Source organism: Methylobacillus methanolivorans, assembly GCF_054588515.1.
In genome coordinates this window covers 179,750-206,185 of the sequence record NZ_BAAILT010000001.1, presented here as the reverse complement: position 1 = coordinate 206,185, position 26,436 = coordinate 179,750, and the positions used below count along the sequence as shown (strand labels likewise).

22 protein-coding genes are annotated in these 26,436 nt (G+C 53.5%); 7 read left to right on the top strand and 15 right to left on the bottom strand.

What is annotated here, in order from left to right; translation table 11 throughout:
- The first annotated feature begins 14 nt into the window (after window positions 1-14).
- The gene (locus tag LG202_RS00925; protein ID WP_230346559.1) at window positions 15-341 is read left to right on the top strand and encodes a c-type cytochrome; all 327 of its coding nucleotides are present in this window, start codon (window positions 15-17) and stop codon (window positions 339-341) included.
- Between the two features lie 82 nt (window positions 342-423).
- Here the strand turns inward: LG202_RS00925 and LG202_RS00920 are convergent, their stop codons facing one another.
- Window positions 424-2,322: a sigma-54-dependent Fis family transcriptional regulator gene (locus tag LG202_RS00920; protein ID WP_230346558.1), complete on the bottom strand. Its 1,899-nt coding sequence runs from the start codon at window positions 2,320-2,322 to the stop codon at window positions 424-426.
- Window positions 2,323-2,624: 302 nt separating this feature from the next.
- Here LG202_RS00920 and LG202_RS00915 point away from each other — a divergent pair, with 302 nt between their 5' ends.
- A complete protein-coding gene (locus LG202_RS00915) occupies window positions 2,625-4,496 on the top strand; it encodes a methanol/ethanol family PQQ-dependent dehydrogenase (RefSeq protein ID WP_459724128.1) in 1,872 nt (623 codons plus the stop codon).
- Window positions 4,497-4,681: 185 nt separating this feature from the next.
- On the opposite strand, the gene LG202_RS00910 is transcribed toward LG202_RS00915, so the two are convergent.
- From LG202_RS00910 to LG202_RS00865, 10 genes are all read right to left on the bottom strand, one after another.
- Window positions 4,682-6,082, bottom strand: coding sequence for an APC family permease (locus LG202_RS00910; protein WP_230346557.1), 1,401 nt, complete (start codon window positions 6,080-6,082; stop codon window positions 4,682-4,684).
- A 94-nt stretch (window positions 6,083-6,176) separates the two neighbouring features.
- Window positions 6,177-7,094, bottom strand: a complete 918-nt coding sequence (gene hemF, locus LG202_RS00905; protein ID WP_230346556.1) for an oxygen-dependent coproporphyrinogen oxidase — start codon at window positions 7,092-7,094, stop codon at window positions 6,177-6,179.
- Window positions 7,095-7,127: 33 nt separating this feature from the next.
- Complete coding sequence (locus LG202_RS00900) at window positions 7,128-7,670, bottom strand: L-threonylcarbamoyladenylate synthase type 1 TsaC (protein ID WP_230346555.1); 543 nt, start codon at window positions 7,668-7,670, stop codon at window positions 7,128-7,130.
- Window positions 7,671-7,682: 12 nt separating this feature from the next.
- Complete coding sequence (gene purD / locus LG202_RS00895; RefSeq protein ID WP_230346625.1) at window positions 7,683-8,951, bottom strand: phosphoribosylamine--glycine ligase; 1,269 nt, start codon at window positions 8,949-8,951, stop codon at window positions 7,683-7,685.
- A gap of 177 nt (window positions 8,952-9,128) precedes the next feature.
- Window positions 9,129-10,715 (bottom strand): bifunctional phosphoribosylaminoimidazolecarboxamide formyltransferase/IMP cyclohydrolase, encoded by a 1,587-nt coding sequence (purH, locus tag LG202_RS00890; RefSeq protein ID WP_230346554.1) that lies wholly within the window; start codon window positions 10,713-10,715, stop codon window positions 9,129-9,131.
- 26 nt (window positions 10,716-10,741) lie between these two features.
- Entirely contained in the window at window positions 10,742-10,975 is a 234-nt protein-coding gene (locus LG202_RS00885) for a Fis family transcriptional regulator (RefSeq protein WP_230346553.1), read from the bottom strand.
- On the bottom strand, window positions 10,975-12,003 hold the full coding sequence (gene dusB, locus LG202_RS00880; RefSeq protein ID WP_230346552.1) for a tRNA dihydrouridine synthase DusB: 1,029 nt from the start codon (window positions 12,001-12,003) through the stop codon (window positions 10,975-10,977). Before dusB ends, LG202_RS00885 begins: the two co-directional genes overlap by 1 nt.
- A 194-nt stretch (window positions 12,004-12,197) precedes the next feature.
- On the bottom strand, window positions 12,198-14,147 hold the full coding sequence (locus LG202_RS00875) for a methyl-accepting chemotaxis protein (protein ID WP_459724124.1): 1,950 nt from the start codon (window positions 14,145-14,147) through the stop codon (window positions 12,198-12,200).
- Window positions 14,148-14,335: 188 nt separating this feature from the next.
- Window positions 14,336-14,593 (bottom strand): YkgJ family cysteine cluster protein, encoded by a 258-nt coding sequence (locus LG202_RS00870; RefSeq protein WP_230346551.1) that lies wholly within the window; start codon window positions 14,591-14,593, stop codon window positions 14,336-14,338.
- Entirely contained in the window at window positions 14,593-15,354 is a 762-nt protein-coding gene (locus tag LG202_RS00865) for a competence/damage-inducible protein A (RefSeq protein WP_230346550.1), read from the bottom strand. The genes LG202_RS00870 and LG202_RS00865 overlap by 1 nt, the downstream gene beginning before the upstream one ends.
- Before the next feature lie 112 nt (window positions 15,355-15,466).
- Here LG202_RS00865 and LG202_RS00860 point away from each other — a divergent pair, with 112 nt between their 5' ends.
- Entirely contained in the window at window positions 15,467-15,670 is a 204-nt protein-coding gene (locus LG202_RS00860; RefSeq protein ID WP_230346549.1) for a (2Fe-2S)-binding protein, read from the top strand.
- 27 nt (window positions 15,671-15,697) lie between these two features.
- Here LG202_RS00860 and polA read toward each other — a convergent pair whose 3' ends face one another.
- On the bottom strand, window positions 15,698-18,439 hold the full coding sequence (gene polA / locus LG202_RS00855; RefSeq protein WP_230346548.1) for a DNA polymerase I: 2,742 nt from the start codon (window positions 18,437-18,439) through the stop codon (window positions 15,698-15,700).
- Between the two features lie 19 nt (window positions 18,440-18,458).
- Here polA and LG202_RS00850 point away from each other — a divergent pair, with 19 nt between their 5' ends.
- From LG202_RS00850 to LG202_RS00835, 4 genes are all read left to right on the top strand, one after another.
- On the top strand, window positions 18,459-19,190 hold the full coding sequence (locus LG202_RS00850) for an LOG family protein (RefSeq protein ID WP_230346547.1): 732 nt from the start codon (window positions 18,459-18,461) through the stop codon (window positions 19,188-19,190).
- Window positions 19,191-19,314: 124 nt separating this feature from the next.
- Window positions 19,315-19,656 (top strand): DUF2782 domain-containing protein, encoded by a 342-nt coding sequence (locus LG202_RS00845; RefSeq protein ID WP_230346546.1) that lies wholly within the window; start codon window positions 19,315-19,317, stop codon window positions 19,654-19,656.
- Window positions 19,657-19,733: 77 nt separating this feature from the next.
- Window positions 19,734-20,687: a homoserine kinase gene (gene thrB / locus LG202_RS00840; protein ID WP_230346545.1), complete on the top strand. Its 954-nt coding sequence runs from the start codon at window positions 19,734-19,736 to the stop codon at window positions 20,685-20,687.
- 64 nt (window positions 20,688-20,751) lie between these two features.
- Window positions 20,752-21,534, top strand: a complete 783-nt coding sequence (locus LG202_RS00835) for a BPSS1780 family membrane protein (RefSeq protein ID WP_230346544.1) — start codon at window positions 20,752-20,754, stop codon at window positions 21,532-21,534.
- Here LG202_RS00835 and uvrD read toward each other — a convergent pair.
- The 3 genes from uvrD to groES all read right to left on the bottom strand — a co-directional run bounded on the left by uvrD (window position 21,529) and on the right by groES (window position 26,356).
- On the bottom strand, window positions 21,529-23,715 hold the full coding sequence (uvrD, locus tag LG202_RS00830; protein WP_230346624.1) for a DNA helicase II: 2,187 nt from the start codon (window positions 23,713-23,715) through the stop codon (window positions 21,529-21,531). The two genes, LG202_RS00835 and uvrD, sit on opposite strands and share 6 nt — an antisense overlap.
- 670 nt (window positions 23,716-24,385) lie before the next feature.
- The gene (gene groL, locus LG202_RS00825) at window positions 24,386-26,020 is read right to left on the bottom strand and encodes a chaperonin GroEL (protein ID WP_230346543.1); all 1,635 of its coding nucleotides are present in this window, start codon (window positions 26,018-26,020) and stop codon (window positions 24,386-24,388) included.
- 45 nt (window positions 26,021-26,065) lie between these two features.
- Window positions 26,066-26,356 carry a co-chaperone GroES gene (gene groES, locus LG202_RS00820; protein ID WP_230346542.1) on the bottom strand — a complete coding sequence of 97 codons (291 nt, stop codon included), beginning with the start codon at window positions 26,354-26,356 and terminating at the stop codon, window positions 26,066-26,068.
- Window positions 26,357-26,436: the final 80 nt, after the last annotated feature.

Genomic DNA, 26,436 nt, shown 5'->3' with positions numbered 1-26,436 from the left:
CCAAGGAGTAATGAATGAAGACCATCGTACATATCTTAGTCGCCACGGGGTGCCTGCTTATGGCAGGGCAGGCGGCGGCAGTGGATGCAAAAGTGGCAGAGTCGCTGGCGCAAAAAAATGGTTGCCTGGCTTGCCATACCATCAAGCAAAAAGTCATTGGTCCTGCATTGCGGGATATCGCGGCAAAATACCGTGGTGAAGCGGGGGCCGAGGCGAAGCTGGTAGGCCGGGTCAAGAATGGTACCAGCGGTGTCTGGGGGCCTGTGCCGATGGGGCCTAATAGCCCTCAGGTGAAGGATGAGGACATCAAGCTCATCGTTCAGTGGATACTGACCTTGTAGTTGCTTGAAGTTGATACATCATGAAAAAGCCTGCCCTTTTGTGCAGGCTTTTTCGTTTGTAGGTAGTAGTGCCCTAGTGATTTCAGGCGAGGCCCAGGGCCTTGAGTTTGCGGTAAAAGCGGTTACGGCTCATGCCGAGTTCACGTGCGGCAGCTGAGATGTTACCTTCATGGTGTTGCAGAGCCAGCTTGACCGCTTCATTAGTGATGTCATCAATGGAGCCTGTGGTGATCGCTGTTGTGTTTGTCTGAGCTTGCTCTGAAACATGGCTACCCAGTTCATCCATAAAACCAGGCGGTAAGTGCTGCCGACGTAAGGGATTGCCCGCGGCCAATGCCAGCATGGTTTTCAGCACATTATGCAGTTGGCGGATGTTACCTGGCCAAGGGTGCTGGCGGAACAGTTGGATGACGTCGTCATGGATATCAAGGCTACCCGCTCCTTGCGCTTCCATGATGTTGTGTACGATGCCAAGCAAGTCTTTGCGCTCACGCAGGGGGGGTAACGTCAGGCTGATGCCATTCAGGCGGTAATAAAGATCCTTGCGGAATGCACCCGAGGCGACTTTTTCCTGTAGTTTCTGGTTGGTGGCGCTGATCACGGCAAAATCCAGTTTTTTTGCCTTGCTGCCACCGAGTGGGGTAATACTGCGCTCCTGCAAGACGCGTAATAATCGTGCCTGTAAGAGCAAGGGCATGTCGCCGATTTCATCCAGGAACAGGGTGCCGCCGTCTGCTTGTTCTATCTTGCCCTGGCTGCCTTTTTGTCGAGCACCGGTGAAGGCACCTTCTTCGTAGCCAAACAGTTCTGCTTCAATCAAGCCTTCCGGCAGCGCGGCACAGTTGATGGCGATCAATGGCCCTTGTGCGCGAGTGCTACTGTGATGGATGGCGCTGGCCAGTAATTCCTTGCCTACGCCGGTTTCTCCCTGGATGAGGATTGCGATATCCTGATTCATGACCAGCTTGGCCTGGGCCAATATTTCGGTAATGCGCGGATCATTACTTTTACTGGCGAGCAATGGGTTGCTTGTCACTGCATGACTGCTGCGGATAGAGGTGACGCGTGGCGAAGTATTGCTGGTGTCTGATTCAATTCGCAATGTGCCATGGATGGTATCGCCATTGCTCAATGATAGCTTGAGTATGCTATCTCCAGCTTGGCTGCATACCTGCTTGAATGAGGGCCGAAACATGGCCTCAAAATGACTGGGAACGTGATCCAGGGCCGCAAGCGTCAGACCATTCCTGTTGATGGCCAGTAACTCACCTAGTCTGGAGAATACGGCCATGCCTTCCCAGGCAGAGCCGACGAAATCCGCGCTGGTATGGAAATGGAGTTGTACCGGCCCTTGGTGACAAGCGCGGAATATACGGTTCTCGATCTGTTGTGCCGCCATTTTGACCAAGGCCAGCGTGTGCTGCTGGTGGGCTGAAAACGCATTGGAGACATTGAGCGTGCCGAGCAACTGTTGATTCGGGCCAAAGATGGGGACGGCATAGCAACTGAACCCGTGTAGCTGTTCGACAAAGTGCTCAGCCCCTTGTACTGCCACCGCTTGTTTTTCCACAATGGCAGTTCCGATAGCGTTAGTGCCTCGTTCATTTTCACCCCATGAGTACCCAGGGCTCAAGATTGCACTAGGGGCGAGGTCTGTCAGCATGTGCTGTCCCTCACTATGCAGGATGACGCCTTCGGCATCCGTGAGGGCGACCATGCTATATGAGTGCGCGATCTGCTCGTATAGGGTGGTGATTTCCGGTGTCGCCTGGGTTAGCAGCAAGTGGTTCTTGCTGCGTTTCTTTTCTAGTTCGGTGGTGGCCAGGGTAGTCGTGCTGAGCGGGGCGTAAGCGTTGATACCGTTGTTCAGGCTGCGTTGCCAGGATTGTGCAATGGTGACGTTGACGACTCCCTCCACCATATTGCCTTGTTCAAGAAACTGTAGTCTTGCATGCTCTATTTTCTGCAATGACTTTGTCATGGGGTGTTGCATGGTGAACTTCATGGTTGGTGTGAGGAACTGTTCCCAAATGTAGCACTTGTGCAGTTTCGTTACAACTGATTACAGTGGGTTTGAGTCGATAGTTAGGAATAAATTCATCAGGTAACGTATTATTTTTTCATGGTTTTCGGGAATTATTCCTGATTGTGATGAAGGCTGGCATGAGGATTGCTGAATAGGGCCTGCAAGTTGATGACCGGATGACATGGTCATGGTGCTGGCTGAGGTGGAGAACATCAGCGCAGCAATAAAACAACAAACACACTATCGGAGAATATCCCTTGAAAGCGAAGCATTTGAAAATAGCACTGGGTGCTGGCCTGATTGGCCTGGTATCCCTTCCTGCTTTTGCAGCAGACGACCTGGAAAAGCTGATGCAGGATGACAATCAGTGGGTGTCACAGCGTAAGAACTATTCCAGCAATGGTTACAGCAAGCTGTCCCAGATCAACAAGGCCAACATTAAGAACCTGAAGGCTGCCTGGACGTTTGCGACCGGTGTTAACCGTGGCCATGAAGGTGCGCCACTGGTGATTGGCGATACCATGTATTTTGCCACTGCCTTCCCTAACAACGTGTATGCGCTTGATCTGAACAACGAAGAAAAGATCAAGTGGTCTTACTTCCCCAAGCAAGATCCTTCCGTCCAGGCATTGTTGTGCTGCGATAACGTAACGCGTGGCCTGGCTTATGGCGATGGCAAGATTTTCCTGCAACAGAACGACGGTGTATTGGTTGCTCTGGATGCCAAGACTGGTGCCAAGGTATGGGACACAACCGTTGTTGACGTGAAGCAAGGTGCGACAACCACAAATGCTCCTCACGTGTTCAAGGATAAAGTCATCACTGGATGTTCAGGTGGTGAATATGGCGTGCGCTGCTACCTGACTGCTTACAACATCAAGGATGGCTCCATTGCATGGCGTGCATACAGCACAGGCCCTGACAGTGAAGTGCTGATCGGTAAAGACTTCAACAAGGATAATCCTCACTACAGCGCACTGTCTGTTTATGAAGACGTGAACGGTGGCAATAAAGAAGGCGGCTCCTACAAGGCTCTGCCCAAGGACAAGCTGAAGTTCCCAGAAAAGGACCTGGGCGTGAAGACATGGCTCAAGCCACAAGCGACCAAGAATGGTTGGGAACAAGGTGGTGGCGCTACTTGGGGTTGGTACTCCTACGATTCCGCGTTGAACCTGGTTTACTACTCCACAGGTAACCCATCTGTTTGGAACCCAGATGTACGTCCTGGCGACAACAAGTGGTCCATGACTATTTTCGCGCGTGACTTGGACACTGGTGTTGCCAAGTGGGGCTATCAGCTGACTCCTCACGATGAGTGGGACTTTGATGCTGTCAACGAAACCATCCTTTGGGAAGCTGATGGCAAGAAATTGGCCAGCCATTTTGACCGTAATGGTTTTGGCTACACCTTGAACCGTGAAACTGGCAAGTTGCTGGTGGCTGAAAAGATGCATCCATTCGTTAACTGGGCGACTGGCATTGATCTGGCTACTGGTATTCCACAAAAAGATCCAAAGTTCTCTACCCATGAAGATGTGAATGTTACAGGCATTTGCCCTGCTGCACTGGGTGTGAAGGATCAGCAACCAGCGGCTTACTCCCCTAAGACCAAGTTGTTCTACGTACCGCTTAACCACGTCTGCATGGATTACGAGCCTGTAGAAGTGAAGTATGTGGCTGGTCAGCCTTGGGTGGGCGCAACCCTGAGCATGTACCCTGGCCCTGACGGCGTGATGGGTGGTTTCATGGCTTGGGATGGTCTCAAGGGCAAGCAAGCTTGGTACAAGAAAGAAAAGTTCTCTGTCTGGAGCGGTGCCTTGGCTACCGGATCTGATGTTGTCTTCTATGGCACGCTGGATCGTTGGTTGAAGGCAGTTGACGCCAATAACGGTAAGGAACTCTGGAAGTTCCGCGTGGGTTCTGGTGTGGTCGGTAACCCGATCACCTATGGCCACAAAGGCAAGCAATACGTCGCAGTTCTCTCCGGCATTGGTGGCTGGGCAGGTGTGGCAATGAATCTGGGCCTGACCAACGATAACGATGGTCTGGGCGCAGCCGGTGGTTACAAGGAGTTGAAGGAGTGGAATGCAGCACCTGGTGGTGGTGCACTCAACGTATTCAGTCTCTAACCATCGTTAGTAGTATCCCTGCCGCAAGGCAGGGCTCATCTCCATTTTAGTAGTCCCTTCTGCCAGTCCCTTGTGGACTGGCTTTTTTTTGCCCAACAGCACAAGTGTGGATTCCGCCAGACAGGAAGACACCCAACAGCCACTTGGCCGCGTTTCACTCGCTACGCCATTGAGATTGGCTTAGGTTAGGGATGCCTGAGTTTGCTGTGATGCATGGAGTAAGCGAAATACGTGACAATGCCTATACCTACCCAGATGAGGAAACGATGCCAGGTTTCACCAGGCAGGAAGGCCATTAATGTGCTGCATGAGACGATGCCTAGCAGGGGAATGGTGGGTCCCCAAGGGTTCTTGAATGGGCGTGGCAGGTCGGGCTGGCGTTTACGCAGGACGATGACGCCGATGCAGACCATGACGAAACTGGCGAGGGTGCCAATATTGACGGTTTCTGCCAGGGTACCGAGCGGGAAGAAACCGGCAACGATGGAAATCATGCTGCCACAGAACAGGATGACGCGATTGGGTGATTGCCGTTCTGGATCGACCTTGGAAAAGGCGGCAGGCAGTAGTCCATCGCGGCTCATCGCGTAGAGAATGCGGGTGAGGCCATACAGCAATACCAGTAATACTGTGATGAGCCCGGCCAGGACGCCAGTGGCAACCAGTGTTGATGACCAGCTGTAGCCTATTTTGCTGAGCGCATACGCAACGGGGGAGGAGACATTAAGGTCAGAGTAGTGCACAACGCCGGTGAGCGTGCCTGAGACCAGTATGTAGACGATGGTGCAGAAGGTCACGGAGGCGATGAGGCCGATAGGTAGGTCGCGCTGTGGATTACGGGCTTCATCGGCGGCGGTGGAGACGGCATCGAAACCAAAGTAGGCAAAAAAAACTAACGAGGCACCTGCAAGGATGCCGATATTATTACCATCTGGCTGTGTAGCAAACCAACCGAATGGCGAGAATGGCTGCCAGTTATCTGTATTGATATGCCCGACGGCAATGGCGAGGAAGATGGCAATGGTACTGAGCTTGATGGCCACCATGATGTTATTGACGGTGGAGCTTTGTTTGACGCCGCTAATCAATACTAGGACCAACACCCAGATGATGCCAAAGGCGGGCAGGTTGATGATGCCTCCTTGGCTAGGTGCCTTGGTCCAGGTTTCTGGAATATGGATGCCGAAGTTAGCCAGTGTGTTGATAAAGTAGCCCGACCAGCCATTGGCAACGGCGGCAGCCCCCACGCCATATTCGAGTAGTAGTATCCAGGCAATCATCCAGGCGCTGAATTCGCCAAACGCCACATAGCTATAGCCATAGGCACTGCCAGAACCACCGACTGAGGCTGCGAGTTCGGCATAAGCGAAGCCTGCAAATCCTGCTGCCAGCCCGGCGATGATGAAGGAAACGATGACGGCAGGGCCAGAATACATGGCAGCGGCAATGCCTGTCAGTACAAAGATGCCCGTTCCGATGGCACAACCCACGCCCAGTAAGGCGAGATCAAATGCAGTCAGGCATTTTCTTAGCCCGCTGTGATGGCTAGCCGCGACAGGTTTGGTGCGGAAGAGTTGTGCAAACATACGGGCTCCCTTTGAGGGTGTTCTAGTTGGTTTTTCTAGTATGCACGAATTATGCCCAGGCTCTCAATTTCACCCAGCCTGGGCATATGTTGGCTTATTTGGCCTGAGTGCTTTCCGCTAGCCAATCACGCCCAGTGATGAAGTCGGTATAAAGCTTTGCTTCAGCGGAGCCTGCCTCTGGCTTCCAATCGTAGCGCCACTTGACGATAGGCGGCATGGACAACAGGATGGACTCGGTGCGGCCATTGGATTGCAGGCCGAAGATGGTGCCGCGATCATAGATCAGGTTGAACTCGACATAGCGGCCCCGGCGGTAAGCCTGGAAATCGCGCTCACGTTCGCCGTAGGGTGTATCCTTGCGGCGTTGCACGATGGGCAGGTAAGCATTGATGAAGGCATCGCCTACGCTGCGCTGGAAGGCAAAGCTTTGCTCGAAGCCCAGTTCGCTGAAGTCATCAAAGAAAATACCGCCTATGCCGCGCGCTTCTTTGCGGTGCTTGAGGTAGAAATACTCATCGCACTCTTTCTTGAAGCGGTCGTAATAGTCGTTGCCAAATGGCGCAACTGCATCGCGGCAAGTGCGATGGAAATGCACCGCGTCCTCTTCAAAGCCATAGTAAGGCGTAAGGTCCATGCCACCGCCAAACCACCAGATGGGGGCTTCGCCGGGTTTTTCTGCCACAAAGAAGCGTACGTTCATATGCACCGTAGGGACATAAGGGTTACGCGGATGGAACACAAGCGAAACGCCCATGGCTTGCCAACTGCGCCCGGCAGCCTCGGGGTGGGCGACGCTGGCAGAAGGCGGCAGTTTGCTGCCGATGACATGGGAGAAGCCGATACCCGCGCGCTCGAACACATTACCTTCTTCCAGCATGCAGGACGTGCCGCCACCGCCTTCCGCTCGCTGCCAGCTATCGTGCAGGAAGCGCTTGCCGTCTACCAGCTCGATAGATTCCACGATGCGGGTTTGCAGGCCTTGAAGGTAGTCGAAGATTGCATTGGTGTTCATGAAGCTCTCCAGGTATCACCGGATCATATGGCATCACGGGCGCAGGATAGTGCCCGTGAGCAGATCCTGTATGGTCGAAGGTTTACTCGCGCCGCCAGTCCTGCCGGGCAAGACCTTGACACGGCTGCCAAACAGGCGAAGACATTCACGAGTGGTTTTGGCCGGGACCCGGCCGTTGTGGTTGGCACTGGTGGAAACCAATGCCATGCCAGCATTGCGGCAGAGGTTCGCCGCGAATGGGTTGGCCGTGACGCGCACGGCCAGAGAGGTATGCTTGCCCCGCAACAGGGCAGGGCAACGCTTTGATGCTGGCACCAGCCATGTATGCGGGCCTGGCCAACGCTCGAACATGCGTTGCTTTTGTTCAGGAGTAGTCGGTGCAATCAGTGCTTGCAAATGGGCAAAGCGGTCAGTAATGACGATCAGGCCCTTGCGTTGCGGGCGGCCCTTGATGCGTAACAGGCGTTTGAGTGCATGCGGGTTGGTTGGGTCGCAACCAAGCCCGAAGCAAGACTCAGTGGGATAGGCAATGACACCGCCGCTACGAAGAAATGCCTGTAGTGCGCGTGCTTGCAAGATATCGATTTCCTAGGATTTGACGGCGCGGTAGCCAATATCGCGGCGGAACTGCATGCCATCGAAATGGATGTCATCAACAATCTTATAGGCGCGTGCTTGCGCGTATTTCACGGTTTCGCCCAAGGCAGCAACGCATAGTACGCGGCCTCCGCTGGTGACGGCCTTACCATCCTTGATGGTGCTGCCTGCATGGAAGACGTGGGCATCTTCCAGTGTTTTCGGCAGGCCGGTAATCTCGTCACCCAGGCGTGGGGTTTCCGGGTAGTTGGCCGAGGCCAGTACAACGCCCAAGGCACTGCGGCGATCCCAGTCGGTCTGTGCTTCGTTCAGGGTGCCGTTGACAGCGTGCTCTACCAGTCCAACCAAGTCGGTCTTGAGGCGCAGCATGATAGGCTGTGTTTCGGGGTCACCCATGCGGCAGTTGAACTCCAGCGTCTTGACGTTGCCATCTTCACTGATCATGAGGCCTGCATAGAGAAAGCCGGTATAGGGAATGCCATCCTTGGCCATGCCTGCCACAGTTGGCGCAATGATTTCACGCATGACTTTGGCGTGGATGTCGGGTGTTACGACAGGCGCTGGCGAGTAAGCGCCCATGCCACCAGTGTTCGGGCCTTGGTCGCCGTCGAGCAGGCGCTTGTGATCCTGGCTGGTGGCGAGTGGCAAAATGTTTTTACCATCAACCATGACGATAAAGCTGGCTTCTTCGCCCGTGAGGAACTCCTCAATCACCACGCGTGCACCGGCGGCACCTAGCTTATTGTCAGCCAGCATGGCATCAATCGCCTCATGCGCTTCGTCTTCGCTCATGGCGACGACCACGCCCTTGCCAGCAGCCAATCCATCAGCCTTGATGACGATAGGGGCGCCTTGTTGCTTCACATAGTCATGGGCAGCTGCGGTATCGGTGAACGTGGCATAAGCTGCAGTCGGGATTTCATGGCGGATCATGAAGGCCTTGGCGAAATCCTTGGAGCTTTCTAATTGGGCTGCTGCTTGAGTAGGGCCAAATATTTTGAGATTGGCTGCACGGAAGGCATCGACAACGCCTTGTGACAGTGGAGCCTCTGGGCCGACGACAGTGAGGCCGATCTGTTCTTTTTGCGCAAACTCGACCAAATCGGGAACGGCGGTGATGGGCACGTTGACCATATCGGGATCAAGCGCGGTGCCTGCATTGCCTGGTGCCACAAATACACGGCTTATACGCTCGCTCTGAGCGAGTTTCCATGCAAGTGCGTGCTCACGTCCGCCGCCGCCAATTACCAGAACTTTCATCATTACCCTTTGATTATCAATTAGCCAAACACTGCTATTTTACTGCACCCTGGTTTTATAAAGCTGCAACCAGTGAGTCATTGGCAAAGTGTTGCTGGCAAGGCGCATCGACGCAGACAGTACAAAGAAGTACGGCAAGGTGGTGCAACGCCGCCAGTGACGCTTTGCCAATGACGATCAATGGCGGAAGTGGCGGATGTTGGTGAATATCATCACCAAACCATGCTCATCCGCTGCTGCAATCACCTCATCATCACGAATACTGCCACCTGGCTGGATGACGCAGGTAGCACCGGCTTCTGCCAGCACATCCACGCCATCGCGGAATGGGAAGAAGGCATCGGAAGCCACGGCAGAACCTTGCAGGGTTAGCCCGGCATTCTGTGCCTTGATCGCAGCGATCTTAGTACTGTCGACACGACTCATCTGGCCTGCGCCTACACCCAAGGTCATGCCGTTGCCACAGAAAACGATGGCATTGGATTTTACGTACTTGGCCACGCGCCAGGCGAAGAGCAGGTCTTCCAGTTGCTCAGGCGTAGGCTGTTTCTTGGTGACGACCTTGATGTCAGCGACATTGATTTCGTGATTGTCCGCCGTCTGGATCAAAAGGCCTGAACCTACGCGCTTGGTGTCGTGGGAGTTGCGACCACGACTCCAGGCGCTGTCACCGCCGCTAGGCAGCGCAATCTTCAGCACGCGTACATTTGCCTTGGCCTTGAATACCTCCAGCGCTTCCTCGGTATAGTCCGGGGCAATCAACACTTCAACAAACTGCTTGGAAACAGCTTCTGCAGTTGCCTGATCAAGGGTGTGATTAAAGGCAATGATGCCGCCAAATGCGGAAGTGGGGTCAGTCTGGAAGGCTTTTTGATAGGCTTCAAGCGGGCTTGCGTCAATAGCTACGCCGCACGGGTTGGCGTGCTTGACGATGACGCAGGCGGTGCTGTCGAAACTCTTGACGGCCTCCCAGGCTGCATCGGCATCGGCGATGTTGTTGTAGGAGAGTTCCTTGCCCTGCAGTTGCTGCGCAGTCACCAAGGAGCCAGGGGCTGGGTACAGGTCGCGGTAGAACGCAGCTTTCTGGTGTGGGTTCTCGCCGTAGCGCAGGTCTTGTACCTTGACCAGGCGACCATTCACTTGGCCTGGGAATTCATTGCGCGTGCCGTCGGCATTGAAGGACGACAGGTAGTCACTAATCGCGCCATCATAGTTGCTGATGCGGTTGAACGCCGCAACAGACAGGGCGAAGCGAGTTGCCTTACTGGTGGCGCCATTGGTACTGCGCATTTCCGCCAACACATCTTCGTACTGGGCTGCATCGGTCAATACGGCAACGTCTTGCCAGTTCTTGGCGGCAGAGCGCACCATAGCTGGGCCGCCGATGTCGATGTTCTCGATCGCATCTTCAAGCGTGGCATCAGGGCGTGCCACCGTGGCTTCAAATGGGTAAAGGTTGACCACCAACATATCGATATTGGGGATGTCAGCCTGTTGCATCGCAGCCACATGCTCCGGTAATTCGCGGCGACCCAGCAGGCCACCATGTACCTTGGGGTGTAGCGTTTTGACCCTGCCATCCAGCATTTCCGGGAAGCCAGTGTAGTCGCTGACTTCGATCACGGCGATGCCGTGGTCACGGAATAGCTTGGCAGTACCGCCGGTGGAAAGGATTTCAACGCCAAAGCCGGAAAGGGCTTTCGCAAATTCGAGGATGCCGGTTTTATCAGAAACACTGATAAGCGCACGTTTGATCACAGCCATAATGAAAAAGCTTATTAAAAGAGAGGTTATTGAAGATTGTGTTGCTGGAGTTTCTTACGCAGGGTATTGCGATTGAGGCCTAGAATCTCGGCTGCCTTGCTTTGGTTGCCGCCCGCTCGGTTCAGTACGTATTCCAGCAAGGGTTTTTCCATGCATTGCAGCACCATGTCGTAGACGGCATGGGGCGGTTGACCATCGAGGTCCTTGAAATATTCATCCAGGGCCGCGCGTACGCAGCTGGCGAGATCCTGGCTACTCATTACGCGGCGATCGCCTCATCATCAGCGGCAGGTTCAGCCGTGTATTGCAGACGCGTATCCCGCTGCTTGAGCTCGCTAAAGAAGTCGTTGATCGACTGCAATTGTTCTTCGACTGTCTGCAATTGGTTCATGTGGTGGCGGAAGTTTGCCGACCCGACCAGGCCTTTGGTGTACCAGGAGATATGCTTGCGTGCGACACGCATGCCAGTCAGCTCGCCATAGAAGTTGTACAGGTCGTGGATGTGCTCCAGCATGACTTGATGGATTTCGTCCACTTCCGGTGCGGGCAAATGCTCGCCAGTGGCAAGGAAGTGCTCGGTTTCGCGGAAAATCCAGGGGCGGCCTTGTGCGGCGCGACCTATCATCACTGCGTCAGCCTTGGTGTAGTCAAGCACGAACTTGGCTTTTTCCGGTGTGGTAATGTCGCCATTGGCGATCAGCGGAATATTGATGGCTTGCTTGACGGCGGCAATGGTGTCGTATTCTGCATCGCCCATATACAAGCAGGCGCGGGTACGGCCATGCATGGCAAGTGCTTTTACGCCGATGTCTTCTGCCATCTTGGCGACAGCCACGGCATTGCGGTTGTTTTTGTCCCACCCAGTGCGAATCTTGAGCGTGACCGGTACATCGACTGCTGCGACTACTGCCTTGAGGATTTGCGCGACTAGCGGTTCGTCCTTGAGCAGGGCGGAGCCGGCCATGACGTTACAGATCTTCTTGGCGGGGCAGCCCATGTTGATGTCAATGATCTGGGCACCGTTATCCACATTATGCTTGGCGGCTTCTGCCATCATCTTGGGGTCGGCACCAGCGATCTGGACGGAGATCGGGTCGACTTCGCCTTCATGGTTGGCACGGCGCAGCGTCTTGGCGCTACCGTACAACAGCGAGTTGGAAGTCACCATCTCGCTCACGGCAAGGCCTGCGCCCATTTTTTTGCAGAGCACGCGGAAAGGCCGGTCAGTCACGCCTGCCATGGGGGCGACGACCAGATTGTTCTTTAGCTTGTAAGGACCGATCTGCACCAGACTATAACCGTATCAGTGACATGGAAAAGCTGCCTATTTTATATGCAAATCGAAGGAGAACAAAGCACATATTCATGGCGTTGATTCCACTTTCGCTTCAATACAGGGAAGTTAACTCAATGTTTTACTTTAACTTGCACGCCTAATGGGCTGGGTGACTTAATCTCTCCTGCTTTTATATGGACGCGTTTTCATGACAATTTAAAAACGGAAATTGCCTTGATCAATTGTTGGGCCTGGTCATCCAGCGAATGTGCGGCGGCCATTGCTTCTTCTACCAAAGCGGCATTTTGCTGGGTGACTTCATCCATGGAGGTAATCGCGATATTGATTTGTTGAATACCGCTGCTTTGTTCCTCCGATGCATGTGCAATTTCAGTCATGATGTCTGAGACCTGTTGCACGGCATGGACGACATCCTGCATGGCACTGCCAGCATCCACGACTTGCGTAGAGCCTTGAGTGATCATATTGATCGAGCCATCAATCAATTGCTTGATTTCCTTGGCAGCGCTGGCGCTACGCTGGGCCAGGTTGCGCACTTCCTGCGCCACGACGGCAAAGCCACGTCCTTGCTCGCCTGCGCGGGCAGCCTCCACTGCAGCATTTAGCGCCAGGATGTTGGTTTGAAAGGCGATGCCCTCAATGACGCTGGTGATGTCCGACATCTTGCGCGACTCCTCGCTGATTTGCTGGATAGTGTTGACGGCATCACTCACCTTGTCGCTAGCACGCGCCGCGGTGCTTGAGGCAGAGGCAGCCAGTTGGTTGGCGGTGCGAGCATGCTCGGTATTCTGCTCTACGGTGGAGGTGAGTTGCTCGACGCTGGCGGCTGTTTCTTCCAGTGACGCTGCCTGGTTTTCGGTGCGGCTGGAGAGATCGCTATTACCGAGGGCAATTTCCGAGGCGGCGCTGGAGACATGTTCACTGATGGCACGGATATCACTCACGATATGACGTAGACGCTCTTGCATTGCGCTCATCGCGTGCAGCATGCTGTCCTTGTCGTCTGCGGCAAGCGAGACAGGTGTATTCAGGTTACCCTCGGCAATGTTATGCGCTAAATCCGAGGCTGTTGCCGGTTCCCCCCCAATCGGGCGAATCACCATGCGGTCCAGTAGGTAAGCCAGCGCAACCGAGACAAGGATGACACTGAGCAGGCCGATGATGATGGCGGTATTGCGCAGGTTACGAACACCTTGCAAGACTTGGTCTTCTGGCACCGAGATTGCAAAGGACCAAGGTGTCTGGCTTTGCGCGATATGAATCGGCTGGAAGATGCGCATGACCGTAGTCTTGAGTACGCTGTCTAGCGCTTTATCTTCATAGCCTTCACCTGCGCGAATGGCCTGGCGAATTCGCTCCCAATCCGTTGCTTTGGGTGTGGGCTTGCCAACATTGGCGGCATCACGATCACCGATATAACTGCCTTGGTGAGAGAGCAAGCTGGCAAAGCCATGCTTAAACGGCTTGATTTGACTGACTTTTTTCTGGAATTCAGACAGCAGCATATCCACCCCTGCCACACCTACCACCTTGCCTTGGTAGCGGATAGGCACCGCCATGCTGGTGATCAACACATTTTTGCCATTGATTTCGTATTCGTAAGGTTCTAGCAGGGTTTCCTCAGCGTTATTGCGTGCGAGTAGGTAATAGTCACCAGCGCCAGGCTGGTCATAATCCGTGAGGGCTGTGACTTCGACCTTGCCGCTGCCACGGTTCCAATAGGGGATGTAACGTCCGCTGCCATCCGTACCAGCCTGGTTCACGAATTCACTATCTCGTCCATCAAAGGCATTGGGTTCCCAGATGGTCCAGATGCCAATGAATCCTGGATTGTTTTCCAGTAGGTGCTTGAGCATATTGTCTGCGAGCTTGCGATTGACTAAACCTGCCGTGTGCAGCCCTTCCAGTGATTGGGCCAGCGTGCGTGCGGTATCGAATGCGCTTTCGATTTCGGCCTTGACTTCCTCGGCATGTTGCCTGGAGAGAGTGCGGGCGTATTGCAATGCTGATTCGCTTTGCAGAGTGGAGGCTTTGTAGGTCAGCACCGCGATAGTAAGGCCAAAGCCCAGTAACACCATGGTGCTGACGATCGCCAATACTTTGCTGCGTAGTGGCAGTTGGTTGAAAGAAGCCATGAAAGTACTTTGTGATGAGGTTGAAAGCTTTAAGCAAATAATATTCCTGAGAATAAACTCATCACTGCTCACTGGCGGGTGTTGGTCTAAGTCAATGATTTGCCAAGCTGATGATAGAGGCTCAATGCGCTGTACTTGATACTAAAGTGCGACGATGGCTGGCGGCATGCACCTCAGTTGGGCGTGACTTAATCGGGAGAGGTAGATTGTTCTAGCTGCGTTAACCAGATAAATGCTTGGGTATTACTGGCGCCACACATCTCTGCATTGGGTTTTAGGGAGGCGCATACCGCAGGGCGTTCAGCTTGACCGAAGATCATGCAGCGGTTCTGCGAATCCAGTTGTATGCAGCGCTCTCCCGCTTTTTTGCCGAGAGGCATCCCTGGGATGGCGCTGCTGATAGAGGGGGCGATGCAGCATGCACCGCAGCTTGGACGGCATTCCATTAGGCTTGATCTACAGTCTGCCAAGGGTACCCTGCTGTCTCCAGCGCTGCCTGGATATGTTGCATGGCGCTATGCACCTGTTCCGTGTTGCCTTTGACTCCGAGTTCAATGGTGCGGCGTGTATCCAGGCGTGGCAGGCTGAACAGCTTGAGGGCCGGGTATGTGCGTGTGATATCACCCATGAGGTCAAGCAACTGGCTTTCGCCCGCATCAAACACCAGGATGGAGGATTCAGTAATCTTTTGCTGGTGATGCAAATGGGCGTAATGCGTATCCAGTATCCATGCGGTCATGGGCCATGCCATTTCCGGGAAACCGGGCATGAAATAATGCTGGGCGAGGGAAAAGCCCGGGACACGATTCACTGGGTTAGGAATGAGTGCGGCACCGGCAGGGAAGTCTGCCATCAATACTCTTTTCGGGTAAGCAGATTCGCCGAAACGTGCTTCAATTTCTGCGACCGCTCCAGGGTGGCGTGCAATGGCTAATCCCGCGGCCTCGGCAGCAGATTGTCGCGTTTGGTCATCTGGTGTGGCACCTATGCCGCCAAAGCAAAATACGACATCTTTGCGTGCCATGGTGCGCTTGAGTGTGGCGGCAATCTGCGGGCGCTCGTCACCGAGATACTCTGCCCAGGACAAGGCCAGACCTCTCTCGGCAAGCAGTGAAATCACCTTGGATAAATGCCCATCCTGGCGTTTGCCTGAGAGGATTTCATCGCCAATGATGATGGCACCGAAGCGGGGAGTATGATGGTTCATGCTGTGGTATGTCGCCTTGAATGGCTGTTAATTTGCCTCAGAGCAGTCATGTTCTGCAAGTTTTTGCCGTTGAATGGGTAAAATAGGCCGCTGTTATTGAAAAAACAAATGTATGAGTAAGCCAAAAGACAATCCCGACGACGAAATCCTCTGTTTTTGCAGTGGGGTGAAACGCGGCAAGATTCGCGCCTTGCATCAACAGGGCTTTGATCTGCAGGGTATCGCCGACATGACGGGTGCCTTGACTGGTTGCGGTGGTTGCGAGTGGGAAATCGAGTATTACCTGAAAGAGCTGGATCAAGCACAAGACAAATAGCTTGTGCTTGATCTGGCACACACTGGTTTAATGCGCTGCTTCCCAGTTAGTGCCAACTCCTACTTCCGCCAGTAAAGGTACATCTAGCTTGGCAACGCCTTGCATGAGTTGTGGCAGGGTTTGCTTCACCAGTTCCAATTCTCCATCCGGCACTTCCAGTACCAATTCATCGTGCACTTGCATGATGAGCTTGCTTTGCAGCTTTTCCCGGTCCAGCCAACCTTGTACGGCAATCATCGCCAGTTTGATCAAATCAGCTGCTGTGCCTTGCATAGGCGCATTGATGGCAGCACGTTCTGCACCCGCACGGCGCATGCCATTGGGGCTGTTGATTTCGGGTACCCATAGCCTGCGGCCAAAGAAAGTTTCCACGTAGCCCTTATCCTTGGCGGCTTCGCGCGTGGTTTGCATATAGTTACGTACGCCGGGGTAGCGTGCGAAGTAACGGTCGATGTAACTTTGCGCAGCGCTACGTTCTATATTCAGGTTTTGCGCCAGGCCAAATGCACTCATGCCATAAATCAGGCCGAAGTTGATCACCTTGGCATAGCGGCGTTGCTCGCTAGTGACAGCATCGCGCTCCACGCCAAAAATTTCGGCCGCGGTGGCGCGGTGAATATCTTCCCCCTTGGCGAATGCGCTCAACAGGCCTTCATCTTGTGAAAGGTGTGCCATGATGCGTAACTCGATTTGCGAGTAATCGGCAGAGATAATGCTGTGACCCGGGTTGGCGATAAAGGCTTCGCGAATGCGCCGGCCTTCGGCAGTGCGTACCGGGATATTCTGCAAATTGGGGTCCGAGCTAGCCAAGCGCCCGGTAATAGCCACGGCCTGGCTGTAGCTGGTATGCACGCGACCCGTGTCAGGGTTGATCATGCGCGGCAGCTTGTCGGTGTAAGTGGATTTCAGCTTGGCGAGTCCGCGATATTCCAGCAATACTTTGGGCAATGGATAGTCCAATGCCAGTTCCTGCAACACATCCTCATCGGTGGAAGGTGCGCCGCTTGGCGTTTTCTTCAGGGGCTTGATGCCGAGTTTGCCAAAGAGGATTTCCTGCAATTGCTTGGGTGAGCCGAGGTTGAACGGTTGCCCAGCCAATTCATAGGCCTGTTGTTCAAGCCCGATCAGTTTTTGGCCGATCTCATGGCTTTGCGCTTGCAGCATGGCTTGGTCTATCAGCACACCGTTGCGTTCTATGGTGTAAAGAATATCCAGTACCGGCATTTCGATTTGGCTGTATACAAATTGCAACTTGGCATCGTCTGCCACCTGCGGGTAAAGGTTCTGGTGCAACTGCAGCGTGATGTCGGCATCTTCGGCTGCATATTCCGCGGCTTGCTCCACGGCTACCTGGCTGAATGGTACTTGCTTGGCGCCCTTGCCTGCGATTTCTTCGTAGGTGATGGTTTTTACACCCAGGTGGCGCATAGCGAGGTCATCCATGCCATGGGTGCGATGGCTTTCCAGCACATAAGATTGCAGCAGCGTATCGTGGGCGATGCCATTGAGCTGGATGCCGTGATTGGCCAGTACATGCTTATCGTACTTGAGGTTTTGCCCCACCTTCTTGATATCCGGGTTTTCCAACAGTGGTTTGATGCGGGCGAGCGTGGCGTCAAATGACAATTGGTCAGGTGCGCCAGGGTAGTCGTGGCGCAGCGGCAGATAAGCTGCTTCACCAGGCGTGACGGAAAATGACATGCCGACCAGTTTTGCCGTCAACGGGTCTAATGAAGTGGTTTCCGTGTCAAAACATACCAGTGTGGCCTGGCTGAGTTTATCCAGCCAGTTTTGCAAGGCGGCTTCAGTGAATATGGTTTCGAAGTGGCGCGTAGTGGCGGCAGAGGCTGCAAACAAGTCAGTCGGCATATTACTGGCTGCTGCGGTGGTGTTGGATGCCGCAGGGACGGCATCTAATTCGCGGCGCAGGGTCTTGAATTCAAAACGGTCAAACAACTCAATCAGGGTATCCCTGTCCTGCGGTCGTGGGGCGAGGTCGGAGAGGTTTTCCTGTATGCCAACATCGCAGCGTATGGTGATGAGCTCGCGGGCTGTGGGCAGCCAGGGCAGGGCTTTACGCAGGTTTTCACCTACAACGCCCGTGATCTTGTCGGCATTGGCAATGATGTTGTCTAGCGAGCCATATTGGGTCAGCCATTTGACCGCAGTCTTGGGGCCGACTTTTTCCACGCCCGGCACATTGTCCGAGCTGTCTCCGATCAGGATCAGGTAATCCACCATCAAGCTGGGTGGTACGCCAAACTTGGCCTCAACCCCGGCTTCATCCAGCATCTCATCGGTTTTCCTGAAGGCATCACGCATGGTGTTGACCACGGTGACATGGGGGTTCACTAACTGTGAAATGTCTTTGTCGCCTGTGGAAATAATCACCCGCATGCCTTCGCGCTCTGCCTGTTTCGCCAGGGCACCAATCACGTCATCGGCTTCCACCCCGTCTTCGACGATCAGCGGCCAGCCCATGGCCTGTATGGCGCGATGCAAAGGCTCTATTTGCAGGCGCAGGTCATCCGGCATGGAAGCACGATTGGCCTTGTATTCTTGGTAGATATCGTCGCGGAAAGTTTTGCCTTTGGCATCAAATACACAAGCGCTATAATCGGCTGGGTAGTCTTTATGCAGGCGGCGCAGCATGTTAAGTACGCCCTGAATGGCGCCGGTGGGCTCGCCAGCCTTGTTACGCAGGTCTGGCATGGCATGGAAGGCGCGATAGAGGTAGGACGAACCGTCCACTAATAACAATGTTTTCATTTTTTGAGTGTGGAACCTTATGTCAGCTGCAAAAAAACTTCCCAAGATTCTTGATCCCGATTTACCCAATAAAAAGTACTCGGCGCGCGAATCATGGCGAGCTTTCGAGATTATGGCAGAATTCGTCGAGGCGACCGAGCGCATGAAGGAAATCACGCCCGCGGTCTCCATTTTCGGTAGCGCGCGCACCCCGCCTGATCACCCCTATTACAAACTGACGGAAGAAATTGCCCGGCTCTTGTCAGATGCCGGATTCAGCGTCATTTCTGGCGGTGGTCCCGGTATCATGGAAGCTGCCAACAAGGGTGCATACAAGGGGAAATCGCCCAGCATCGGCCTCAATATCGAATTGCCGCACGAGCAAAAGGGCAATCCATACCAGGACATCAGCCAGAACTTTCAGCATTTTTTCATGCGTAAAGTCATGTTTGTGAAATATGCCTCGGCTTACGTAGTGATGCCGGGTGGTTTTGGTACGCTGGATGAGTTGATGGAGGCGCTTACTCTCATCCAAACTGCCAAGACACGCAGGATCCCGCTGATTCTGGTGCATGAACCATTCTGGCGCGGCATGTTGTCCTGGATCAAGGAAACTCTGGCGCCTGAGGGCATGATTTCGCCGGAAGACCTCGATTTATTACAGGTGATCGACAAGCCTCATGAGATCGTGGAGGCCATCTTCAAGCATTATGAAACCAGAGGTTTTGAACCATCACCCACTGAGCAGCAAATCATGCAGTTCTACTTGTAAGCAGGAGGTGTGTTGGCAGCGGTGCTCGGTCGCGCCAATATCTTGTTGTTAATAAGCAACACCGCCCTTTTGGCTAAGGGGGGTATTTGATAGAATTGCTGCATTATTCTGAGCTGAGGTTGTCATGCGTACCCATAAAATTTTGCTGATGTTGGCGTTTCTTTTGCCGCTGATGGCCTCTGCTGCTGAGATTCCAGATAATCTGGAGCCTTTGCCTGAGCCTCCTCCACCTCCTGCCGGTATGGAAGGTGAGAACCCTGAGCCAGAGGTGACGATCACCAAGAAGGGTGAAGATACCGTCGAGGAATACCGTATCAATGGTAACTTGTACATGATCAAGGTCACGCCAAAAGTGGGCGCGCCATATTACATGACCAAGGAAGACTCAAATGCAGGCTGGGCACGTAGCGAGGGCGATATCGCCCCCACCGTCAGTATCCCCAAGTGGGTCTTGTTCCGGTTCTAACCATTGAGTTGCTGATGCCTGAGGAGGGCGTGGTTTAGCCCTCATTTCCACTTTCCCCGGTTTTCCAAAAGTTTTCTATGTCCGTATTTACCACCGTTTCATTCGAGCAAATGCAGCAATGGCTTAAGGGCTATGCCTTAGGCGACTTGCTTGATCTGCAGGGGATTGCATCGGGTATCACCAATACCAATTACTTCGTTACCACAACAAGCGGGCGGTATGTGCTCACGCTGTTTGAAGAGCATAGTGCGGAGGAGTTGCCTAATTTCCTCAACCTGATGACGCATCTGGCTGAGCGGGGGATTCCTTGCCCGCACCCGGTTAAGAACAATACAGGCGCTGCATTGGGTGAGCTCAATGGTAAGCCTGCCGCCCTGGTGAGCTGTCTGGCGGGCAAGTCGCTGGAGATAGTAACGCCGCAGCATTGTGCCGAAATTGGCAATGTGCTGGCACGCATGCATGTGGCTGGTGCCAGTTTCAAGGCCGACATGAGTAACCTGCGCTGTCAACGCTGGCGTGTGGCAACGGCAGCTAAGGTGGCCCCATTCCTGGAAGCAGAAAACCGCCAGATGCTCGATGTCCAGCTCGAGTTTGAGCAAGGGTTTGATACCAGTGCCTTGCCGCGTGGCGTGATCCACGCTGACCTTTTCCGTGACAATGTGTTGATGGATGGCGACAAGGTCGGTGGCGTGATTGATTTTTACTATGCTTGCCAAGATGTCTTGCTGTATGACATTGCGATTGCCGTGAATGATTGGTGCGTCAACCCAGATGGTAGTTTGGATGCCGTGCGGGTGCAGGCACTACTCAACGCCTATCATGCCGTGCGCGCCTTGGGCGCAGATGAGCATCAGGCCTGGCCTGGTATGTTGCGGGTAGCGGCGATGCGCTTCTGGTTGTCGCGCCTCAATGACCTGCATTTCCCTCAGGCAGGTGAGTTGACGCATGCTAAAGATCCAGTTTATTTCGAGCATATCCTGCGTAATAGCATCAAAAAACGTGAACAGCTATTGGAAAACTGGGTCAATTAACGCACTAGGCTGCGGTGCAGCCTGATAAGACTGGCGCAAGATGACCAGCAATTTAGGGGACAAGATGCAAGTTAAACCAACCGTTTTCGGTCAAGTGAATGCCTGGGTGCGCGATATTCTGGCCTTGTTTCGCCAGAAGCCAGGCAAGTGGATGCTGCTGGGCCTTGCCCACGTGTTTTTCTTTGCCATGTTGCCAGGCCTGATTGGCCTGAAATTCATTTCTTTCCTTTTGTTGCCTGCTTTCCTCGCGCTTGCCGTGGGGTTTTATCGTGATGCCGATCTTGGTCGCGAGAGTGACCTGGGTGACCTGCTCAATGAAATCAAGCCTAGCTTCAGGAAATTGCTGGCCTTGGGCGCCATTTGTGTGGTGTATGTGCTGCTGATTAACCTGCTGACTGCAGATGATGCCATGAAGCTGGATGCACTGGCCAAGAGTGAATCCAATCCTGAACAGGTATTGGAGCAATCCATTCCCATCCTGACCAAGCTGATGTTGTTATTGGTGCCACTGGTATTGGTGATCTGGTTTGCGCCAGCGTTGGTGGCTTTTCAGCAATATTCCGTGGTGCAGGCCATCAAGTCCAGCCTGGCGGCATTTATCCAGTATTTGTTGCCCTTGTTGCTGACCTGGGTATCAGTTACCCTGATCATCATGTTGAGCATGACGCTGGCGGGAATACTGGTGGGGATGATGTCTGCTGCTTCTTCATCCATGGGAGGCCTGTTGATGCTGGTGTTGGTGTTTGCCTGCATGCTGTTTGCCAGCGCCCTTATGCTGGCATTCCAGTATGTCAGCAACCGCGACATTTTCAAGATGCCGCGGCCTGACAGCGTCGAGCTGCTATAGCGCTTCCAGCTTGGCGTATTCCAGCGCCAGCCACTTCAATCCTTCTTTGCCAAAATTGACCTGCACACGCAGGTCGTTGGCATTTCCCTCGTAGTTCACTACCACGCCTTGCCCAAACTTGGCATGGGCCACGGCCTGGCCGATTTTCCAGGGCATGTTGGCCTGAGGGCGCGCCGCTACAGGGGGCGGTGGCGTATATTGGCTGCTGTTGCCATAGGATTTGTTAGAGACAGTGTTCAGGCGCTTGACCAAGTCTTCCGGAATTTCATCCAGGAAACGTGATGGAATGCCGTAACGTACCTGGCCATGCAACATGCGGTTTTGCGCAAAGCTGATATAAAGCCGCTGGCGTGCACGGGTCACGGCTACGTACATCAGGCGGCGTTCTTCTTCCAGGCCATTGGATTCATAGCTGCTTTGCTCATGCGGGAACAGGCCTTCTTCCAGCCCACTGATAAACACGGTATTAAACTCTAGCCCCTTGGCGGCATGCACGGTCATGAGTTGCAGGGCATCACGGCCAACATCGGCCTGGTGCTCACCCGCCTCCAGGCTGGCATGGGCGAGGAATTGTGCAAGGATGGACATGGCAACCTCGCCGTTTTCGTCCACCTGCATACCGATGTCTTGATTCATGAAGGCAATGGCGGCATTGACCAGTTCATCCAGGTTGGCAAGGCGGTCTTCACCTTCCTTGTCCGCGGCATAATGATCACGCAGGCCGGATAGGCGGGTAGCCAGCTCTACTTGCTCAGCCAGTGTCAGGCCGACGGATTCTTCCTGCATTTGCTTGATCAATGCAACAAAGCCATCCAGCCCCCGGCCTGGCTTGCCATCCCCTGCCTTGGCACAGGCTGCCTGCCACAAGCTGCTGTCTTGCTGGCGTGCCAGTTCCTGCAATTGTTCCAGGCTGCGTGCACCGATGCCGCGAGTAGGGAAGTTGATGACGCGCAACAAAGCGGTATCATCATCGCCGCTTGCGATCAGGCGTAAATAGGCGAGAGCATGCTTGATTTCAGCACGCTCGAAGAAGCGCAAGCCACCATAGACGCGATAAGGCAGATTGGCTGAAAACAGTTCGTGTTCTAGGATGCGTGATTGCGCATTGGAACGGTAGAGTAGGGCGATCTGGCTGAGTTCTGTACCTTCCTTGTGCAAGGCCTTGATCTCATCAACGATGAAAGTGGCTTCATCCTTGTCGTTGTAACCTTCATAGATGCGAATCGGCTCACCCTTGCCCGCGGAGGTCCAGAGGTTTTTACCCAGCCGGTTGCGGTTATGCATGATGATGGCGTTTGCTGCATCGAGGATATTGCTGTGGGAGCGGTAGTTCTGCTCCAGCTTGACGATATTTTGCACGTTGAAGTCATGCTCGAAATCGCGCATATTGCCCACGCGAGCGCCGCGGAAGGCATAGATGGATTGGTCGTCGTCGCCGACGGCAAAGATGCAGTTATCCGCGCCCGCGAGTAATTTCAGCCACAGATATTGCAGGCGGTTGGTATCCTGGAACTCATCGACCAGAATGTACTTGAATCGGTGCTGGTAATGTTCGCGGATGCTGTTGTTTCGGCTCAAAAGCTCATAGCAGCGCAGCAGCAGTTCGGCAAAGTCGACTACACCTTCGCGTTGGCATTGCTTGTCGTACTCCTCGAAAATTTCGCGCATGCGTTGTGAATGGCTGTCGTAGGCTTCCACTGCATAAGCACGCAGGCCTTCTTCCTTGCAGCTATTGATATAGCCCAGCACCTGCTTGGGTGGGAACTTCTCGTCATCAACATTCATTGCTTTCATCACGCGCTTGATGGAAGAGAGCTGATCAGCCGTGTCCAGAATCTGGAATGTCGCTGGTAACTCGGCCTCGCGATGGTGCGCTCTCAGCAAGCGATTACACAAGCCATGGAAAGTGCCCGCCCACATGCCGCGAATGTTGATGGGCAGCATCGCACCCAATCGCGTCAGCATTTCCTTGGCGGCCTTGTTGGTAAACGTCACTGACAAAATGCCATGAGGAGAGACTTGCCCGGTCTGGATCAGCCAGGCAATCCTCGTTGTCAGAACGCGGGTTTTGCCACTGCCAGCGCCTGCGAGAATCAATGCGGATTGGTGTGGGAGGGTCACAGCTTCTAGCTGTTTATCGTTGAGGCCGTCAAGCAGGGAGGTGGGGGAGGTCGAATTCATCATAGCCTGCATTATCGCAGGTGAGCGCAAGCAAGAGAACCATTAGCGCAGGTTCACTACTTCTTCTGTTGATGAAATGGATGGATCGGCTGGATCGTGCAATCGTATGTTGAGCAAGAATGCGATTGAATATCGAGGAGCACGCAGCACCTGCGTAGCAGGGCAAGCGCGATGAGAATTTACGATGGGTACTGATTATCGATAGGGAATGCAGTCGTTGCGCCTTTTTAGTGCGCAATTGTAAGCAGATGTAAAAGCCGCACTTTTTGTGAACTATCCGTATAAGGCCCGGTCTTATTTTCCAGACGACGCACTCGTCTCCCGCTTTCCTCCCTGAGCGGGAAGCCTTATCCCAATGAGGCTTAAATGCTTAACCCCGATTTTACTCCCCTTTAATCGGGGTTTTTTTTGTCTGTCGTTTGTGGCGAGCTTGCTGCATCTAATGCAACATCACGCTTTAATGAATGCTACTCGTTAGCGAGTATATGCCCAAATCATTGTTTGTTGCTAATAAATATTTTGCACCTTGAGTATGACGAATTGACGGCGGCCGGTATCAATCAAATAAGCTGAAGGTGATGACAAATAACAATAAAAAAGCCCTGGTATCCCAGGGCTTTTAAGGGGCAGGGTTGCTGGAAAGCAACCCTTTTGTGCGATAAGGCTAAATTTAGAAGCCCATACCGCCCATGCCACCTGCGTCAGGCATTGCAGGTGCTGCATCGTCCTTAGGCAATTCTGCAACCAGTGCATCAGTAGTCAGAATCAGGGAAGCAACAGAAGCAGCGTTTTGCAGCGCGGAACGTGTTACCTTGGCTGGATCGAGAACACCGAGTTCAACCAGGTCGCCGTAAGTGCCGTTGGAAGCGTTGTAACCGTAGTTGCCAGTACCTTCCAGTACCTTGTTCACAACCACAGATGGCTCGTCACCAGCGTTAGCCACGATCTGGCGCAATGGCTCTTCAATCGCGCGCAGCACGATCTTGATACCTGCGTCTTGATCTGGGTTTTCACCCTTCAGTTCCTTGATGGAAGCACGGGCACGCAGCAGGGCAACACCACCGCCAGGCACAATGCCTTCTTCAACAGCAGCGCGAGTAGCGTGCAATGCATCTTCAACGCGAGCCTTCTTTTCCTTCATTTCGGTTTCAGTCGCAGCACCAACCTTGATCACGGCAACACCGCCAGCCAGCTTGGCTACGCGTTCTTGCAGCTTTTCACGATCGTAGTCGCTGGAGGCTTCTTCGATCTGCTTCTTGATCTGTTCGATACGCACCTTGATGTTGTTTTCGGAACCAGCGCCATCAATGATGGTGGTGTTTTCCTTGCCTACTTCGATACGCTTGGCTTGACCCAGGTTTTCCAGGGTTACCTTTTCCAGGCTCAGGCCAACTTCTTCAGCGATCACGGTACCGCCTGTCAAGATGGCGATATCTTCCAGCATGGCCTTGCGACGGTCACCAAAGCCAGGCGCCTTAACAGCAACAGTCTTCAGGATGCCACGGATGTTGTTCACTACCAGGGTAGCCAATGCTTCGCCTTCTACATCTTCAGCGATGATCAGCAGAGGACGACCAGCCTTCGCTACTTGCTCCAGTGTTGGCAACAGGTCACGGATGTTGGAAATCTTCTTGTCGAACAGCAGAACGAAAGGATTGTCCAGCAGGGCGATTTGACGCTCTGGGTTGTTGATGAAGTATGGGGACAGGTAGCCACGGTCAAATTGCATACCTTCAACGACGTCTAGTTCGTTTTCCAGGCCAGAACCGTCTTCAACAGTGATAACGCCTTCCTTGCCTACCTTGTCCATCGCGTCGGCGATGATCTGGCCGATGTCAGCGTCGGAGTTAGCGGAGATGGAACCAACCTGCGCAATTTCCTTGCTGGTGGTAGTGGGCTTGGAGATTGCCTTGATCTCGTTAACGATTTCGGCCACAGCCTTGTCGATACCGCGTTTGAGGTCAGTTGGGTTGAAGCCAGCAGCAACGTATTTGAAACCTTCACGTACGATCGCTTGTGCCAGAACGGTAGCTGTTGTTGTACCGTCACCAGCGTTGTCATTGGTCTTGGAAGCTACTTCCTTGACCAGTTGAGCGCCCATGTTTTCCAGCTTGTCGCTCAGTTCGATTTCCTTGGCAACGGAAACACCGTCCTTAGTCACGGTTGGGGAGCCGAAAGAACGCTCCAGCACAACGTTACGGCCCTTAGGGCCCAGGGTTACCTTAACAGCATTCGCCAGAACGTTAACGCCATTAACAATCTTGGCACGTGCCTCATCACCGAAAATCACTTGTTTTGCAGCCATTTATATCTCCTATTGAAACTTGTTTGAGCTATGTTGTGCGAACAATTAGGCTTCAACTACACCCAGGATGTCATCTTCACGCAGTACCAGTACTTCATCACCGTTTACCTTAACGGCTTGACCTGCATACTTGCCAAACAACACCTTGTCACCCACTTTAACGTCAAGAGTGATTGCCTTGCCGTTGTCATCCTTCTTGCCAGGGCCAACAGCAATCACTTCACCTTGATCTGGCTTCTCAGTTGCAGAGTCAGGGATAACGATGCCGGATGCGGTCTTGCGCTCTTCTTCCAGGCGTTTCACGATAACGCGGTCTTGCAATGGGCGAATTGCCATGAGTCAGTTCTCCTAAGATCTTGAATTAACGTTGATTTAGTTACAAATTGGGTTGCTAGGGAAGAATGAATTAGCACTCA

Excerpts from the sequence above, each read along its gene's own strand:
- LG202_RS00925 (WP_230346559.1), top strand. The coding sequence starts at position 15 with ATGAAGACCATCGTACATATCTTAGTCGCCACGGGGTGCCTGCTTATG.
- LG202_RS00920 (WP_230346558.1), bottom strand. The coding sequence starts at position 2,322 with ATGACAAAGTCATTGCAGAAAATAGAGCATGCAAGACTACAGTTTCTT.
- LG202_RS00910 (WP_230346557.1), bottom strand. The coding sequence starts at position 6,082 with ATGTTTGCACAACTCTTCCGCACCAAACCTGTCGCGGCTAGCCATCAC.
- hemF (WP_230346556.1), bottom strand. The coding sequence starts at position 7,094 with ATGAACACCAATGCAATCTTCGACTACCTTCAAGGCCTGCAAACCCGC.
- purD (WP_230346625.1), bottom strand. The coding sequence starts at position 8,951 with ATGAAAGTTCTGGTAATTGGCGGCGGCGGACGTGAGCACGCACTTGCA.
- purH (WP_230346554.1), bottom strand. The coding sequence starts at position 10,715 with ATGGCTGTGATCAAACGTGCGCTTATCAGTGTTTCTGATAAAACCGGC.
- LG202_RS00885 (WP_230346553.1), bottom strand. The coding sequence starts at position 10,975 with ATGAGTAGCCAGGATCTCGCCAGCTGCGTACGCGCGGCCCTGGATGAA.
- LG202_RS00875 (WP_459724124.1), bottom strand. The coding sequence starts at position 14,147 with ATGGCTTCTTTCAACCAACTGCCACTACGCAGCAAAGTATTGGCGATC.
- LG202_RS00870 (WP_230346551.1), bottom strand. The coding sequence starts at position 14,593 with ATGGAATGCCGTCCAAGCTGCGGTGCATGCTGCATCGCCCCCTCTATC.
- LG202_RS00865 (WP_230346550.1), bottom strand. The coding sequence starts at position 15,354 with ATGAACCATCATACTCCCCGCTTCGGTGCCATCATCATTGGCGATGAA.
- LG202_RS00860 (WP_230346549.1), top strand. The coding sequence starts at position 15,467 with ATGAGTAAGCCAAAAGACAATCCCGACGACGAAATCCTCTGTTTTTGC.
- polA (WP_230346548.1), bottom strand. The coding sequence starts at position 18,439 with ATGAAAACATTGTTATTAGTGGACGGTTCGTCCTACCTCTATCGCGCC.
- LG202_RS00850 (WP_230346547.1), top strand. The coding sequence starts at position 18,459 with ATGTCAGCTGCAAAAAAACTTCCCAAGATTCTTGATCCCGATTTACCC.
- LG202_RS00845 (WP_230346546.1), top strand. The coding sequence starts at position 19,315 with ATGCGTACCCATAAAATTTTGCTGATGTTGGCGTTTCTTTTGCCGCTG.
- thrB (WP_230346545.1), top strand. The coding sequence starts at position 19,734 with ATGTCCGTATTTACCACCGTTTCATTCGAGCAAATGCAGCAATGGCTT.
- LG202_RS00835 (WP_230346544.1), top strand. The coding sequence starts at position 20,752 with ATGCAAGTTAAACCAACCGTTTTCGGTCAAGTGAATGCCTGGGTGCGC.
- uvrD (WP_230346624.1), bottom strand. The coding sequence starts at position 23,715 with ATGAATTCGACCTCCCCCACCTCCCTGCTTGACGGCCTCAACGATAAA.
- groL (WP_230346543.1), bottom strand. The coding sequence starts at position 26,020 with ATGGCTGCAAAACAAGTGATTTTCGGTGATGAGGCACGTGCCAAGATT.
- groES (WP_230346542.1), bottom strand. The coding sequence starts at position 26,356 with ATGGCAATTCGCCCATTGCAAGACCGCGTTATCGTGAAACGCCTGGAA.